At 70.4% G+C, this 14,697-nt stretch carries 15 protein-coding genes and 1 pseudogene; 10 read left to right on the top strand and 6 right to left on the bottom strand.

Annotated elements, in window-relative coordinates:
* Positions 1-109: 109 nt before the first annotated feature.
* Entirely contained in the window at positions 110-394 is a 285-nt protein-coding gene (locus tag ACFXB5_RS26700) for a GlsB/YeaQ/YmgE family stress response membrane protein (RefSeq protein ID WP_385212202.1), read from the bottom strand.
* Between the two features lie 216 nt (positions 395-610).
* Here ACFXB5_RS26700 and ACFXB5_RS26705 point away from each other — a divergent pair, with 216 nt between their 5' ends.
* Complete coding sequence (locus tag ACFXB5_RS26705) at positions 611-1,000, top strand: DUF3099 domain-containing protein (protein WP_385212261.1); 390 nt, start codon at positions 611-613, stop codon at positions 998-1,000.
* 193 nt (positions 1,001-1,193) lie between these two features.
* Positions 1,194-1,433 (top strand): hypothetical protein, encoded by a 240-nt coding sequence (locus ACFXB5_RS26710; RefSeq protein ID WP_385212204.1) that lies wholly within the window; start codon positions 1,194-1,196, stop codon positions 1,431-1,433.
* Between the two features lie 18 nt (positions 1,434-1,451).
* On the opposite strand, the gene moaA is transcribed toward ACFXB5_RS26710, so the two are convergent.
* The 3 genes from moaA to ACFXB5_RS26725 form a co-directional block, all read right to left on the bottom strand.
* Positions 1,452-2,441, bottom strand: coding sequence for a GTP 3',8-cyclase MoaA (gene moaA, locus ACFXB5_RS26715; protein WP_385212206.1), 990 nt, complete (start codon positions 2,439-2,441; stop codon positions 1,452-1,454).
* A 101-nt stretch (positions 2,442-2,542) separates the two neighbouring features.
* Positions 2,543-4,162 (bottom strand): cation acetate symporter, encoded by a 1,620-nt coding sequence (locus ACFXB5_RS26720; RefSeq protein WP_044577384.1) that lies wholly within the window; start codon positions 4,160-4,162, stop codon positions 2,543-2,545.
* Positions 4,159-4,515 carry a DUF485 domain-containing protein gene (locus ACFXB5_RS26725; protein WP_051572843.1) on the bottom strand — a complete coding sequence of 119 codons (357 nt, stop codon included), beginning with the start codon at positions 4,513-4,515 and terminating at the stop codon, positions 4,159-4,161. The genes ACFXB5_RS26720 and ACFXB5_RS26725 overlap by 4 nt, the downstream gene beginning before the upstream one ends.
* 642 nt (positions 4,516-5,157) lie before the next feature.
* Here ACFXB5_RS26725 and ACFXB5_RS26730 point away from each other — a divergent pair.
* Positions 5,158-6,717 carry a S8 family serine peptidase gene (locus tag ACFXB5_RS26730; protein ID WP_385212208.1) on the top strand — a complete coding sequence of 520 codons (1,560 nt, stop codon included), beginning with the start codon at positions 5,158-5,160 and terminating at the stop codon, positions 6,715-6,717.
* Between the two features lie 92 nt (positions 6,718-6,809).
* Positions 6,810-7,331, top strand: a complete 522-nt coding sequence (locus tag ACFXB5_RS26735) for a hypothetical protein (RefSeq protein WP_385212210.1) — start codon at positions 6,810-6,812, stop codon at positions 7,329-7,331.
* A gap of 122 nt (positions 7,332-7,453) precedes the next feature.
* Here the strand turns inward: ACFXB5_RS26735 and ACFXB5_RS26740 are convergent, their stop codons facing one another.
* Together ACFXB5_RS26740 and ACFXB5_RS26745 are read right to left on the bottom strand one after the other, a co-directional pair.
* Entirely contained in the window at positions 7,454-8,122 is a 669-nt protein-coding gene (locus ACFXB5_RS26740; RefSeq protein ID WP_385212212.1) for a lysoplasmalogenase, read from the bottom strand.
* On the bottom strand, positions 8,119-9,054 hold the full coding sequence (locus ACFXB5_RS26745; protein WP_385212214.1) for a sterol desaturase family protein: 936 nt from the start codon (positions 9,052-9,054) through the stop codon (positions 8,119-8,121). The genes ACFXB5_RS26740 and ACFXB5_RS26745 overlap by 4 nt, the downstream gene beginning before the upstream one ends.
* Positions 9,055-9,203: 149 nt before the next feature.
* Between ACFXB5_RS26745 and ACFXB5_RS26750 the strand changes: the two genes are divergently transcribed.
* The 6 genes and pseudogenes from ACFXB5_RS26750 to ACFXB5_RS26775 form a co-directional block, all read left to right on the top strand.
* Entirely contained in the window at positions 9,204-10,106 is a 903-nt protein-coding gene (locus ACFXB5_RS26750; RefSeq protein ID WP_385212216.1) for a hypothetical protein, read from the top strand.
* A gap of 145 nt (positions 10,107-10,251) precedes the next feature.
* Positions 10,252-11,238 (top strand): DEDDh family exonuclease, encoded by a 987-nt coding sequence (locus ACFXB5_RS26755; RefSeq protein WP_262702632.1) that lies wholly within the window; start codon positions 10,252-10,254, stop codon positions 11,236-11,238.
* Positions 11,239-11,301: 63 nt separating this feature from the next.
* Entirely contained in the window at positions 11,302-11,535 is a 234-nt protein-coding gene (locus tag ACFXB5_RS26760) for a hypothetical protein (RefSeq protein ID WP_201853613.1), read from the top strand.
* A gap of 77 nt (positions 11,536-11,612) precedes the next feature.
* Complete coding sequence (locus tag ACFXB5_RS26765; protein ID WP_385212218.1) at positions 11,613-12,422, top strand: SURF1 family protein; 810 nt, start codon at positions 11,613-11,615, stop codon at positions 12,420-12,422.
* Between the two features lie 296 nt (positions 12,423-12,718).
* On the top strand, positions 12,719-14,500 hold the full coding sequence (locus tag ACFXB5_RS26770; protein ID WP_385212220.1) for a glycoside hydrolase family 15 protein: 1,782 nt from the start codon (positions 12,719-12,721) through the stop codon (positions 14,498-14,500).
* Positions 14,501-14,504: 4 nt separating this feature from the next.
* Positions 14,505-14,631, top strand: a pseudogene (locus ACFXB5_RS26775) (SDR family NAD(P)-dependent oxidoreductase); the annotation flags it as partial.
* Positions 14,632-14,697: the final 66 nt, after the last annotated feature.

The following is a 14,697-nucleotide window of genomic DNA, read 5'->3' on the forward strand; positions in this document are numbered from 1 at the left end:
GGGTGCGCGTCCACCACGCGCACCGGCCGCCGCCGTCGTACCAGCCGTGGTACCAGCCGTCGTATCGGCCGCCGCCGTCCCGCACCGGATCACACCGCCGTCGCGCCCCTCAGGTCGCACTACGTCTGCGTCCGCCACCGCGGATCGAGTGCCACAGCGGAGTACCCAGCGCGACGATCAGCACGGCCCCCGCCAGCTGCAGCAGATGCCGGATCCAGTCGAAGCCCTCGGTGTGTCTGACCCCGATCCAGCCGGCCACCGCATTGCCCAGAATGGCGCCGAGGATGCCGTAGACGCAGGTCAGCCACAGTGGAATGGCCTGTTTGCCGGGCAGGATCGCCCTGGCGATCACACCCAGGATCAGGCCCACGACGATCGCCCATAGCCAGTTCATGTCGCCTCCCTGACACGCGGCGAGGGGATGCACATCCCTCCCAGTGTTCGGCCACTTCGGGTACGGCGCACGCCGGAGGGCCGATACGCCCCCTGACGTAGCCGGAGACGGCACCCATCAGGGTGCCCCGGTCTCGAACCGACAGCAGGCGCGGCGTAACGTTGAGTACGTCCCAGAGCGGGGGAAGCCCGCTCGGCGATCAGGTGGTGGAACGTGATGCGGAAGCACGGCGATGCGGAGGTCTTCCGAATCACCGGAGCGCGGCAGGGGCTGGCCGACGACGTACGCGGCCGGCAGCGCCGCTATGTGATCTCGATGTCGGTCCGGACCCTCGCGGTCGTGCTGGCGGCGGTGTTGTGGAACGTGGAGCGCCATGTGGCGATCGTGGCTCTGGTGCTCGGCGCGGTGCTGCCCTACATCGCGGTCGTGATAGCCAACGCGGGCCGGGAGAACGCCACTTCGCTGCCCACCACCTTCATCCCGACGCCGCCCCGTCCGATGCTGATCGCCGGGCGTGGCGAGGAGCCGAGCGATCCCGAGGGGGCGGAATCCGTCCCGGAGGACGTCGGACATATCAGCGAGCCTGGACGCGGTGAGCGTGGCTGACCTGCCACGTTTCCGTAAGCTCAAGAAAACCTCAGATCAATAGTGCAGTACCGGTGCACCGGGCCCCATCCCTCGTGACATACTGCGTACGCGCTCCGCATCCCCCGTCGGAGCGACAGACCGACGCCGGGCGGCTCCCCCCGTGGCTGCCCGGCGTCGTCATGTCCGGCGCGCTTTTCGTAGAGTCTGCGGTGTGAACATCCGTGAGACCGCCGCCGAGACCGACACCGTGATCTGCTCCGCCAAGGGCTGCCACGCCCCCGCCGTATGGGTGCTGGCCTGGAACAACCCCAAGATCCACACCCCGGAGCGGCGCAAGACCTGGCTCGCCTGCGAGGAACACCGCGAATATCTCTCGGAGTTCCTCGGAGTGCGGGGCTTCCTCAAGGACGTGGTGACGCTGGAGGAATGGTCGGCCACCGAAAACCAGTGATCAGCCGCAAACCAGTGATCAGCCGCCGATCGCCGACATCGGCCGGTCCGGCTGGAGGAACGACGGGTCATCGAGCCCGGATCCGGCCTTCTTGCCCCACATCGCCAGCCGCCACAGCCGCGCGATCTCCTCGTCCGGGGCGCCGGAGCGCAGCGCTCCGCGCAGATCGGACTCCTCGCGCGCGAAGAGGCAGGTGCGCACCTGCCCGTCGGCGGTCAGCCGGGTGCGATCGCAGGCGCGGCAGAACGGGCGGGTGACCGAGGCGATGACGCCGACCCGGGCCGGGCCGCCGTCGACCAGCCAGCGCTCGGCGGGCGCGGAGCCGCGCTCGTCCTCGCCCTCGGCGGTGAGGGTGAAGCGGGTGCGCAGACTGGCCAGGATGTCCCCGGCGGTGATCATGCCGTCGCGCTTCCAGCCGTGCTGCGCATCGAGCGGCATTTGCTCGATGAAGCGCAGCTCATAGCCGTTTTCCACGGCCCAGGCGAGCAGCTCGGGCGCCTCGTCGTCGTTGAGCCCCGGCATCAGCACGGCGTTGACCTTCACCGGGGTCAGCCCGGCGGTGTGCGCCGCGTCGAGGCCGCGCAGCACATCGCCATGGCGCTTGCGCCGGGTCATGGCCTGGAACACCTCCGGACGCAGGGTGTCGAGCGAGACATTGACCCGGTCCAGGCCCGCGTCACGCAGGGCCTGGGCGGTGCGCTCCAAACCGATGCCGTTGGTGGTCAGCGACATCCGGGGGCGTGGGTCGAGGCCCGCGCAGCGCTCCACGATGCCGACCAGACCCGGGCGCAGCAGTGGCTCACCGCCGGTGAAGCGGACCTCGGTGACCCCGAGCTCGGTGACGGCGATCCGGATCAGCCGGACTATTTCGTCGTCGGTGAGCAGATCCGGTTTGGCGAGCCACTGCAGGCCTTCTTCCGGCATGCAGTAGGTGCAGCGCAGATTGCAGCGGTCGGTCAGGGAGACACGCAGGTCGGTGGCTACGCGACCATAGGTGTCGATCAACATGGTGGCGGCCCCTCCACGGTTGGCGTGCGTGCACTGCTCAATTGTCTCGCAGCGTACGTGACAGGTGTGACATGGAGGGGCCGCGCGGGTGGAGTGACCGCTCAGTGGGCTCCGTGCCCGGTGAGCGAGCGCACCTCCAGCTCGGCGTACTTCTCCTTGTCGGGCTGTTCCTTGGATACGACGGTGCCCAGCCAGCCGAGCAGGAAGCCCAGCGGGATGGAGATCAGTCCCGGGTTCTCCAGCGGGAACCAGTGGAAGTCCACGTCCGGGAACATCGAGGTCTCCTTGCCCGAGACGACGGGCGAGAAGAGCACCAGGAAGACCGAGGAGATCAGTCCGCCGTAGATGGACCATAGCGCGCCCTGGGTGGTGAAGCGTTTCCAGAACAGGCTGTAGAGGATGGTCGGCAGGTTGGCGGACGCGGCGACCGCGAAGGCCAGTGCCACGAGTCCGGCGACGTTGAGATCTCGTGCGAAGACGCCGAGGACGACGGCGACGGTGCCGATGCCGACGGTGGCCCAGCGCGCCGCCGAGATCTCCTCCTTCTGCGTCGCCTCGCCCTTGCGGATCACGTTGGCGTACAGGTCGTGGGCGAAGGAGGACGAGGAGGCGAGGGTGAGTCCGGCGACCACGGCGAGGATCGTCGCGAACGCCACCGCGGAGATCACCGCGAGCAGGATGGCGCCGCCCGTGGAGTCCGGTCCGCCGCCGATCTCCTCGGCGAGCAGCGGGGCGGCGGTATTGCCGGATTTGTTGGAGGCGATGATGTCGTCGTGCTTGAGCAGCGCGGCGGCGCCGAAGCCCAGCGCGATGGTCATCAGGTAGAAGAGGCCGATGATGCCGATGGCCCAGTTGACCGAGTTACGGGCGGCCCGCGCGGTGGGCACGGTGTAGAACCGGATGAGGATGTGGGGCAGGCCCGCGGTGCCCAGGACCAGGGCGATGCCGAGCGAGATGAAGTCCAGCTTGGTGGTGGCGTTGACCCCGTACTTCAGCCCCGGCTCCAGGAACGACTCTCCGATGCCGCTGTTCTTGGCCGCCTCGCCCAGCAGGTCGGAGATGTTGAAGTTGAACTTCAGCAGCACCAGGAAGGTGATCAGCAGGGTGCCCGCGATCAGCAGCACGGCCTTGACCATCTGCACCCAGGTGGTGCCCTTCATGCCGCCGATGGTGACGTAGAGCATCATCACGACGCCGACGAGGACGACGATGAGGATCTTCCCGGCCTCGCTGGTGATGCCCAGCAGCAGGGAGACCAGCACCCCCGCGCCCGCCATCTGCGCCAGCAGGTAGAAGATCGAGACGACGATGGTGGAGACGCCCGCGGCGGTGCGCACCGGGCGCTGGCGCATCCGGTAGGCGAGCACGTCGCCCATCGTGTAGCGGCCGGAGTTGCGCAGCGGCTCGGCGACCAGCAGCAGGGCCACCAGCCAGGCGACGAGGAAGCCGATCGAGTACAGGAAGCCGTCGTAGCCGGAGAGCGCGATGGCGCCGGCGATGCCGAGGAAGGACGCGGCGGACATGTAGTCGCCGGAGATGGCCAGGCCGTTCTGGAAGCCGGTGAACTGGCGGCCGCCGGCGTAGAAGTCGGTGGCGTCCTTGGTCTGCCGGCCCGCCCAGACGGTGATGACCAGGGTCGCCACGACGAAGACCGAGAAGAGCGTGACGATCAGCGGCCGGTTGTCCGAGGCGCTCTCGGCAGCGAGCAGATAGGTACTCATGAGCGCTCCTCCAGACGGGACTTGATGGCCTGGGCGCGGGGGTCCAGCTTGGCGGCGGCGTGCCGGGAGTACCACCAGGCGATGAGGAAGGTGGTCAGGAACTGGGCGAGCCCGAACACCAGGGCCACGTTGATGTGGCCCACGACCTTGGTGCCCATGAAGCCGTCCGCGTAGTTGGACAGCAGCACGTAGAGCAGGTACCAGCTGACGAACGCGATGGTGAGCGGAAAGGCGAACGAGCGGTGGGCGCCGCGCAGTTCGCCGAACTCCGCGCTCGCTTGCACCTCGGCGTAGGCAGAACGGTCAAGTTGCCGCTGATCGTCGGGGCGATCGTTGGCCGGTGCGGTATCCACGGTCTCTCCTGGTGAGTGGGTCCGACGGGAGTGCGGCGGCGAGTGATCCAGATCACGCATGGTAGGGCGGCGCGGACCCGTACGACAGAGGCCGGTTGATTGAAAGACGGATAAGAATTCGGGGGAGGGATCGGCTCCGGGTACTGTGGCGGGTTTTCTTCCGGAATGCATTGATGTCCGACCTTGATCAGCGATAGCTTCCTTCGTCATGTACCCGCCCAGCCGCGGACGGCGTTCGGGCGGCCCGTAAGGATGAAGTGGAGACCCCATGGCTCATCTGAGATCGGCTCCTCCAAGACCCGGACGGCGGGTTTTTGACGGCCCGTCGGCTTCGCACCACCCCCTCACCACTCCCCGCCGCCGCTGCCCCGGTTCCGCGGCGTCCCGGGGCATCGAGGCGGCGCGCGGGAGCCGCGCCATGAGGGCGCGCACATTCGCTTGTGCGGATGACCCCGGCCGGACCGCCGCCGTTGACGCGGCCCGCCGGACCGCCGCCGGCGCCCGGGGACTCCGCGTCCCCCGAGTGGCGCGCTGAGCGCGCGTCCGCGCCCCCGGTCCGGAACGCTGACCATCCAGCCCGGTCCGCCCGCCCAGAGCCTTCTCAGCCACCTCGAGAGAACCGTCGAGAGAACCGGAGTACCCATGACGCCGCGCCGCACCTCCCTGCCGCTGCGCACCGCCGCGATACCCGCCGCCATGGCGCTCACCACCGCGCTGGCCTTCCTGCCCACCACCGCCACCGCGCTCGGACGGGACGGCCACGCCGCCGCGGCCACCACGGCCACCACGGCCACCACGGCCACCACGGCCGACGGTCCGTCCCTGAGCTATGTCGTCAACACCCCCCCGGGGCAGGACCCGTCCCGGATCCGCAAGGCCATCGCCCAGGCCGGCGGCACGGTCGTCGTGTCCTACGACCGGATCGGCGTCATCGTCGTCCACTCCGCCAACCCGGACTTCGCCAAGACCGTCCGCAAGGTGCGCGGCGTCACCTCCGCCGGGAACACCCGCACCGCCCCGCTGCCCGCCCAGTCCACCGACGACATCGACACGCCGAAGCTGCTGAGCGAGAAGCAGCGGCAGGCGGTGGCGGCGAAGGCGAAGGCCGGGCAGGACCCGCTGGAGCCGCTGCAGTGGGACCTGCCGGCGATCAAGGCGGACAAGGCGCATGAGAAGAGCCTGGGCAGCCGTAAGGTCACCGTGGGGGTCATCGACACCGGTGTGGACGACACCCACCCCGATCTGGCGCCGAACTTCGACCGTAAGGCGTCCGTCAACTGTGTGACGGGCAAGCCGGACACCGCCGACGGCGCCTGGCGGCCGAGCGCCGAGGAGTCCCCGCACGGCACGCATGTGGCGGGTGAGATCGCCGCCGCGAAGAACGGCGTCGGCGTCACCGGCGTGGCCCCGGGCGTCAAGGTCTCCGGGATCAAGGTGTCCACGACGGCCGGGTTCTTCTACACCGAGGCGGTCGTCTGCGGCTTCGTCTGGGCCGCCGAACACGGCGTGGACGTCACCAACAACAGCTATTACACCGACCCGTGGTACTTCAACTGCACCACCGACCCGGACCAGAAGGCCCTGGTCGAGGCGGTGCGCCGGGCCTCGTCGTACGCCGAGCGCCGGGGCGTGGTCAATGTGGCCGCGGCGGGCAACGAGAACTACGACCTGACCTCGGACACCATCACCGACCCCTCCAGCCCCAACGACACCACCCCCGGTGACCGGGAGGTGGACCCGAGCGTCTGCCTGGACATCCCGACCCAGCTGCCGGGCGTCGTCACGGTCGCCTCGACCGGCGCCAAGGGGCTCAAGTCCTCGTTCTCCAACTACGGCCTGGGGATCATCGACATCGCGGCCCCCGGCGGCGACAGCACCATCTACCAGAAGCCCGAGCCCCCGGCCACCAGCGGCCTGATCTACAACACGCTGCCGGGCGGGCAGTACGGCTACATGGCGGGCACGTCGATGGCCTCGCCGCATGTGGCCGGTGTCGCGGCGCTCATCAAGAGCACCCATCCGCACGCCTCCCCCTGGCAGGTGAAGGCGCTGCTCAAGGCCGAGGCCGATGACCTGGCCTGCCCGACGCCGTACGACATCGACGGCGACGGCACGGTCGACGCGGTGTGCGAGGGCGGCAAGCGGTACAACGGCTTCTACGGCGCCGGGCTCGCGGACGCCCTGGACGCCGTCGAGAAGTGACCGGCTGACACAATGCACGGGCCGCCGGGGCGGAGCAGCCGCCCGGCGGCCCGTACGTGTTCCCCATGAAGCCGCGAGAGGACCCCGTTCCCGTGCATCACGACGACTCCTGGGGACCGCTGCCCCCGCGGCCGGCCTTCTCGCTGCTGATCCGGTTCGTGCTGACCGTGCTGCTGCTGCCGCTGTGGTGGGCGCTGATCGTGGTGATCTTCCTCGGCTTCATCGCCTTCGGGCTCGTGGCCGAGATCCTTACGGTGATCCCCGGGTTCGAGAAGGGGTTCCTCGGCCTGATCGACAAGTTCGGGGACAGCGTGAAGGTGTGGCCCGCCTGGTGTGTGACGCTCCCGGAGCTGCGGCACGAGGGCGACGCGGCCTTCTACCGGGCCCGGGTCGACAAGCGCATCGCCTTCTGGACCGCCAAGGAACTGGCCGCCCAGAAGGCGAAGAAGGCCCCGCCGCCGGGCCCGCACGACATCCCCGTACGCGAGTACCGCGGGGTGGGCGCGGGCTATGTGGTCGAGGCGGCGCGCGCCCGGGACTGGGAGCTGAGCCATGACCGACACTCGGACCCGCTGCGCGTGGTCCGGCTCAGGCGGCTGCCGGTCACGGGCTGACGGGGGTCACGGCCGTACGGACGCCACGGTCCGACGGGGGTCACGGCCTTACGGGCGCCACGGTCTGACGGGGGTCACGGCCTTACGGGCGTCACGACTTACGCGTCACTGCCTTACGGGCATCACGGGCTGACGAGCGCCCGTTCCGGCGCGGGGCGCGGGACCGTGTCGCGCGTCGCCCCCGCCGCCAACAGCCACTGGGCGGCTATGTAGGTGGCCATGATCCAGAACTGGGGCACCGGCGGCCGTGGCCAGTCGGCGAGCCCGGCCGCGATCAGGGTGTCGGAGAACATGAACAGCGCCCCGCCGAGCCCGGTCCACACACCCGCCCCGAGCGCGGCCAGCGCCATGAGTGTCAACAGCAGGCTGTAGCCCGCGACAGGAAGCCGCAGATGCGGGGCGAGGCCGGGCCACAGCAGCGCCACCGTGCCCAGCCACGCGGCCCCGTACCCGACGGCCACCCAGGGCCGCGTACGGCGCCGCCCGGCGCGGGCGAACAGCGCCAGATAGCAGAGGTGCCCGGCAGCGAAGCAGCCCATTCCGGCCAGGAACGCGGCCTCGCCGCCGATCTGCAGCAGCACATCGCCCCCGCAGCCGCACAGCAGCGCGGCCGGGAGCGACCACGGCCCGCCGCGCGCCAGGGCCCATACGGCGAGCACGGGCATCAGGGCGGGCTTGGTGAGGTGGACGACGGTGGTGGCGTCCATGAGCAGGGCGCCCAGGTGAACGGCGGTCAGCAGCGCGAAGAGGGCCTGAAGGACCGTCGTCGCGCGCCCTGCGGCGGCCGTCACCGCACGCTCTCGCCGACCGGCTCCGGCCGCCCGGCCTCCGGGGAACCGGCGTCCGGACCCGTCTTCGGGGAACCGGCCTCCGGGAGACCCGCCTCCGGGACCGTCGCGGGCTGCCAGCCCGGTCCCCGGAAGACCCGGCCCGCCCGCTCGCGCCAGTCCCGCGCCGCCGCGATGTCGCGGGCGATGGCCGCGTACTCGTGCGTGGCCACGCGCAGCGGGTTGTAGGTGTCGATGTTCTTCGTCAGGCCGTAGACGGGCCGCTCGGTCTCGGGGACGAAGGACCCGAAGAGCCGGTCCCAGACGATGAGGATGCCCCCGAAGTTGCGGTCCAGATAGCCGCCTTGGGAGGCGTGGTGGACGCGGTGGTGCGAGGGGGTGTTGAAGAGGAACTCGACGGGGCGCGGCAGGGTGCCGATCCGCTCGGTGTGGATCCAGAACTGGTAGACGAGGTTCACCGACGAGCAGAACGCCACCGCCGCCGGATGCACCCCGAGCGCGATCATCGGCACGTAGAACGGCCAGACGGTCCAGGTGGTCCACGGCTGCCGCAGGGCGGTGGTGAAGTTGAACTTGCGGCTGGAGTGGTGCACCACATGGCACGCCCACAGGATGCGGATGACATGGTGCCCGCGGTGCGACCAGTAGTAGAAGAAGTCCTGGGCGAGCAACATCAGCGGCAGCGTCCACCACACCACCGGCACGCGCAGCGGGGTGAGTTCGTAGATGGCGGCATAGATCGCCACAATCGGGATCTTCCACAGCAGATCGAAGACCAGGCTGCCGAGCCCCATGGTGACGCTGGTCGCGGCGTCCTTCGCCGCGTAGCCCTCGGCGGCGTCGTCGGGGTGGAAGCGGTAGCTCACCATCTCCACGACGGCGAGCAGGACAAAGGCCGGTATCGACCACATCACGGCATTGGGCAGGTGCGGCATGTCCGCAACATAGAACCGCCCGTAAGGCCGCCGCTAGAGGTAGTTACCAACAAGTATGGTAGATGCGGTGTCAACAACGGGTCCCGCCTCGGACGGCATGGCCGATGGCGGCATGCCGATGGCGGCATGGCCGATTAAGCTCCCCGCCTGTGCGCAGAGCCAGAGAACGGTTCCGGATCGGTGGCATAGCCTTCGCCTGCCTGCTGCCGGCGCTCACCACGGGGTGCTCCTCCGGATCGGGCGGCGATGACTCCCCCTCAGCCCTGATGGACGCGGTGGGGCACATCTCGACCGCGGGCGCGAAGGGGACCCAGGTCTCCTATCTCGACGCCGCCCGGGTGCGGTCCCTGGAGAAGGGCGGCTCCCAGCGGTTCCGCGCCATCGGCCAGGCGGGCAGTCCGCTGATGACGGGGTACCGCTTCAACGCCCATGCCTATGGCCTCGATCCGGCCATGATCGACACCGATGTGACCAATGGATACGCCGGGCGCTGGCAGGGCTCCTTCGACGCCGACCGCGTCACCGCCAAGCTCAAGGCGGGCGGATTCGCCCGGCGCGCCTGGCACGGCGAGACGGTCTGGACGAAGGACGGGATCACCCTCCAGGTCGCCAAGGACGAGATCTCCTTCGGCTACGCCGGTAAGGACCTGTCGGCGGTGCGCCCGGCCAAGGGCAAGTCCGTGGCGGACGACCCGGACTACCGGGCGCTGGGCGACTGTCTGGGCGATGTCTACCGCGTCGACTTCGGCGGGAAGAACCCCAAGGACCCGGTGCGCCTCTCGGCCACCGGACAGCTGGCGAAATCCGCGAAGCAGACATCCGGGGTCATCTGCGCCCTCACCGACGGCAAACGGACCGCCGAACGGGCCGCCGAACACCTGAAGTCCGTCATCCACCAGCGGGCCCCGCGCTTCGACGGCGCCAAGGTGACGGTTCTCACCGGGGATTCGCCCGGGGTGAAGGTGACGGTGCCCGACCGCCCGGGCGACAAGCGCGCCGGCCGCCTCCTCATCAGCGACATCGATCTGCAGCTGGCCCTGTCCAGGCTCTGACCCCGCCGCGTCCGGGCTCTGACCCGCCGGGTACCGGTTGTGCCCCGCCGCCCCGGGCCCGACGCCCCGTCAACCCCGGGGCGGCGGACGTCCCGACCGGCCCGCCGGTCAGGGTTGTCGGTGACGGCCCGTATCCTCATTGACCATGCTCGAAGACCCCACGGCAGCCGCCCCGCACCTCGCCCCGCCGTCCTCCTGGCCGGCCACCTATCCGCAGGGGTACGCGGTCGTCGACGTGGAGACCACCGGACTCGCCCGCGACGACCGGATCGTCTCCGCGGCGGTCTATCAGCTCGACGCCCGGGGCGCGGTGCAGGACCACTGGTACACGCTGGTCAATCCGCAGCGCGATCCGGGCCCGGTGTGGATCCACGGTCTGACCGAGGAGATGCTCGCGGGCGCCCCGCGCTTCCCCGAGATCGCCGCGGAGCTCTCCGAGCGCCTGGCCGACCGCGTCCTGGTCGCGCACAACGCCGCCTTCGACTGGTCGATGCTCGCCCGCGAGTACGCCCGCACCCGCGGCGCCGCGCCCGTGCGGCAGCGGCTGTGCACCATCGCCCTCTCCAAGGAGCTGGGCCTGCCGCTGCCCAACCACAAGCTGGAGACCCTCGCCGCGCACTACGGAGTGGTCCAGCGGCGCGCCCACCACGCCCTGGACGACGCGCGGGTGCTCGCCGAGACCTTCCGGCCCAGCCTCCACCGCGCCGCCGAGACCGGGCTGCGGCTGCCGCTGCTGGCCTGCCAGCCGCTCACCGAGTGGTCCGACGGCCCGGCCATCGGCCGCCAGCGGTCGTACCAGCAGACCTGGCGCCCCAGCCGTAAGCGCCCCGCCTGCCCCTACCCCAACCCTGGGCGCTACGAGCCGGGCGGGCAGCTGGTCCAGGGCATGCGGGTGGCGTTCTCCGGGGACACCTCCGTGGACCGCGAGCTGCTGGAGGATCGGGCCATCGAGGCCGGGCTGCACGTGGCCACCAGCGTCTCCCGGCTCACCAGCGTGCTGGTCACCAACGATCCCGAGTCGCCCACGTCCAAGACCACCAAGGCCCGCTCCTTCGGCACACCCGTCATCGACGAGGCGGCCTTCATGCAACTCCTCCAGGACGTCACCCCCGCGCCGCCGACAAACAGGTGAAGTCGGCGCGACGCGCCCGCCCGCCGCTCGCCCGCCACCGCGCGGCCCCGCACGCTGAGGCGCATGGCACGTTGTGAGGTCTGCGGAAACGACTACCGGATGACATTCGAAGTGCACGCACAGGGCAATGTGCACGTCTTCGACTGTTTCCAGTGCGCCATCCACCGCATGGCGCCCATTTGTGAGCACTGCCGGGCCCAGATCATCGGGCAGGGCGTGGAGGCCGACGGCCACTTCTACTGCTGTGCGCACTGCGCGCGGGCGGAAGGGAAGGTGGGCATCGTCGACCATGTGTGAACCCGGCCACCTGCGTGGATTGTCCTGGGGCGCCCCCAACGGCCGAGGGACAATCCACGCCGAGTAGGGTCAAGGATGTGTACCGCTTCCTGTTGACCCGGCAGTGGGTGATCCTCACACTCGTGGCCCTGGCCCTGATCCCGACGATGATCAGGCTGGGTTTCTGGCAGCTGCACCGCCATGAACACCGGGTCGCGCAGAATCAGCTGATCGGGGACAACCTCGACGCCCCGGCCGTGGCCGTCGAGAAGTTCACCGCCCCCGGCCGTACGGTCCCCCGCGACGACACCTGGCGCACGGTGACCGCCACCGGCACCTATGACACCGCCCATGAGGTCGTCGTCCGCCAGCGCACCGGCTCCGACGAGCAGTCCATCGGCTACTTCGTCCTCACCCCCATGCTGCTCCCGGACGACCGCGCGGTGCTGGTCAACCGGGGCTGGATCCCGGCGGGCACGGACCTCACCAAGTTCCCCAAGGTCCCCGCCGCCCCCTCCGGCAAGGTCACCGTCACCGGTCGGCTGAAGGCCGACGAGACCCCCGGCAACAGCGGCATCAAGGACAAGCAGGGGCTGCCGCCCCGCCAGGTCTCGCTGATCAACAGCGAGCAGCAGGCGAAGGCGCTGTCCCGGCCCGTCCTCGGCGGCTACATCGAGCTCACCTCGTCCTCCCCCAAGGGCGGCAAGCAGCCCCAGCCGGTCGCCGCCCCCAACCACAGCGACATCGGCCCGCACATGGCGTACGCCGTCCAGTGGTGGCTGTTCTCCGCCGGTGTGCCCATCGGCTGGTTCGTACTGGCCCGCCGCGAGCGCCGGGACCGCGCCGCCGAGGCCGCGAAGGCGGCGGCCACGCCGGAGAAGGTCCCCGCCACGGCCGCGGCGGACTAAGCGCTCCGCTGGAAGTGCCCTGACCTGCCGTCGATCGTCCGCGGCACCGTCGTGGCCGGTCGCCCACGCGGCGGAGCCGAATATCGACCCGGCCGCGGCGAAGCCGCACATCGACACAGCGCCGCGCCCCATCGGGGCACCACCGAACCGCAGCCGACTTCCGCCGATCCGCTTGGGCCCTCGTCCAGCGGATCCCGGCGGGGTGCCCCGTCCAGCGGCTCTCCGCCAGGCGCGCCGCCCAGCGGATCTTGGCCGGGCAGGGTCTAGGAACCGCTTCCCCGGGAAGGCGCCCCGACATGGCCCAGCACATCGACGACTACGCCCTCATCGGTGACCACCAGACGGCGGCACTGATCAGCCGCCATGGCTCGATCGACTGGCTGTGCCTGCCCCGCTTCGACTCCCCCGCCTGCTTCGCCGCGCTTCTCGGCGACCGCGACAACGGCCACTGGCGGCTCGCCCCCAAGGGCGCGGGCGCCTGCACCCGCCGCGGCTACCTCGACGACTCCCTCGTCCTGGAGTCGGTCTGGGAGACGGAGACGGGCACGGTCAAGGTCAGCGACTTCATGCCGCAGCGCGACCGCGCCCCCGACGTCGTGCGCATCGTCGAGGGCGTCTCCGGCAGCGTCGAGATGCTCGGCGTCCTCCGGCTCCGCTTCGACTATGGGCGGGTCGTCCCCTGGATGCGCCGCACCGACGGCCACCGGATCGCGATCGCCGGGCCGGACTCCGTATGGCTGCGCTCGGAGCCCGAGGTCCGCACCTACGGCGAGGACTTCAGCACCCGCTCCGAGTTCACCGTCTCGGCCGGGGACCGGGTGGCCTTCGTGCTCACCTGGCACCCCTCCCACGAGCCACGCCCCCGGCTCATCGACCCGTACCACTCCCTCCGGACCAGCCTGGAGGACTGGCGAGGCTGGGCCGCCCGCTGCCGCTACGAGGGCCCCTACCGGGACGCCGTCATGCGCTCCCTGATCACCCTCAAGGCGCTCACCTACGCCCCGAGCGGCGGGATCGTCGCGGCCCCCACCACCTCGCTGCCCGAGCGGTTGGGCGGGGTCCGCAACTGGGACTACCGCTACTGCTGGCTGCGCGACTCCACGCTCACCCTGAACGCCCTGCTCCGCGCCGGCTACCACGAGGAGGCCGTCGCCTGGCGCGACTGGCTGCTGCGGGCGATCGCCGGTGACCCGGCCGAGCTGCAGATCATGTACGGCCTGGCGGGCGAGCGCCGGGTCCATGAACAGGAGCTGACCTGGCTGGAGGGATACGAGCGCTCGACCCCGGTCCGGGTCGGCAACGACGCGGTCGACCAGCGCCAGCTCGACATCTACGGCGAGGTGCTCGACACCCTCCACCTCGCCCGCACCTCCGGGCTGCCCGCCGAACCGCACGCCTGGAAGATCGAGACCGCGCTGATGGACTTCCTGGAGTCCGCCTGGCGCGACCCCGACGAGGGGCTGTGGGAGGTCCGCGGACCCCGCCGCCACTTCGTCCACTCCAAGGTCATGGCCTGGGTGGCCGCGGACCGCGCCGTCCGCGCGCTGGAGGGCGACCCCCGGCTGGGCGGCGACGCGAACCGGTGGCGCGCGATGCGCGACGCCGTCCACCGCGAGGTCTGCGAGAAGGGCTACGACCCCGAGCGGTCCGCCTTCACCCAGTCCTACGGCTCGACCGAACTGGACGCCGCGACCCTGCTCATCCCGCGCGTGGGCTTCCTCCCCGCCACCGACCCCCGCGTCCTCGGCACCATCGACGCGGTCCGCCGCGAACTCAGCGAGGACGGCCTGATCCGCCGCTACACCACCGGCGGCGGCGTGGACGGCCTCCCCGGCTCCGAGGGCGCCTTCCTCGCCTGCTCCTTCTGGCTCGCCGACGCCCTCCAGCTGGCCGGCCGCCACAAGGACGCCCTGGCCCTCTTCGAACGCCTCCTCGCGCTCCGCAACGACGTCGGGCTGCTCGCCGAGGAGTACGACCCGGCGACCGGGAGGCAGCTCGGCAACTTCCCGCAGGCGTTCAGCCACATCGGACTGGTGGGGACCGCCCTCACCCTCGCGGAACGGCCCAGGGCAGACTGACCCCATGGATCTTGGACTCAAAGACCGGGTGTACATCGTCACCGGAGCCACCCGCGGGCTGGGGCTCGCGGCCGCCCGTGAGCTGATCGCCGACGGTGCGAAGACCGTCATCACCGGCCGCGACGCCGATACGGCGGCCGCCGTCTGTGTATAAATCGGTTCTAAGGTGGTGTGGTTATTTGAGGTGTAGTTCTAGG

The sequence above is a fragment of the Streptomyces sp. NPDC059455 genome, assembly GCF_042750115.1.
GTDB classification, from domain to species: domain Bacteria; phylum Actinomycetota; class Actinomycetes; order Streptomycetales; family Streptomycetaceae; genus Streptomyces; species Streptomyces endocoffeicus.

Bases quoted from the DNA above. Each gene is read 5' to 3' on its own strand.
- ACFXB5_RS26755 (WP_262702632.1), top strand. From the start codon at position 10,252: ATGCTCGAAGACCCCACGGCAGCCGCCCCGCACCTCGCCCCGCCGTCC.
- moaA (WP_385212206.1), bottom strand. From the start codon at position 2,441: ATGTTGATCGACACCTATGGTCGCGTAGCCACCGACCTGCGTGTCTCC.
- ACFXB5_RS26745 (WP_385212214.1), bottom strand. From the start codon at position 9,054: ATGCCGCACCTGCCCAATGCCGTGATGTGGTCGATACCGGCCTTTGTC.
- ACFXB5_RS26700 (WP_385212202.1), bottom strand. From the start codon at position 394: ATGAACTGGCTATGGGCGATCGTCGTGGGCCTGATCCTGGGTGTGATC.
- ACFXB5_RS26770 (WP_385212220.1), top strand. From the start codon at position 12,719: ATGGCCCAGCACATCGACGACTACGCCCTCATCGGTGACCACCAGACG.
- ACFXB5_RS26760 (WP_201853613.1), top strand. From the start codon at position 11,302: ATGGCACGTTGTGAGGTCTGCGGAAACGACTACCGGATGACATTCGAA.
- ACFXB5_RS26730 (WP_385212208.1), top strand. From the start codon at position 5,158: ATGACGCCGCGCCGCACCTCCCTGCCGCTGCGCACCGCCGCGATACCC.
- ACFXB5_RS26720 (WP_044577384.1), bottom strand. From the start codon at position 4,162: ATGAGTACCTATCTGCTCGCTGCCGAGAGCGCCTCGGACAACCGGCCG.
- ACFXB5_RS26705 (WP_385212261.1), top strand. From the start codon at position 611: ATGCGGAAGCACGGCGATGCGGAGGTCTTCCGAATCACCGGAGCGCGG.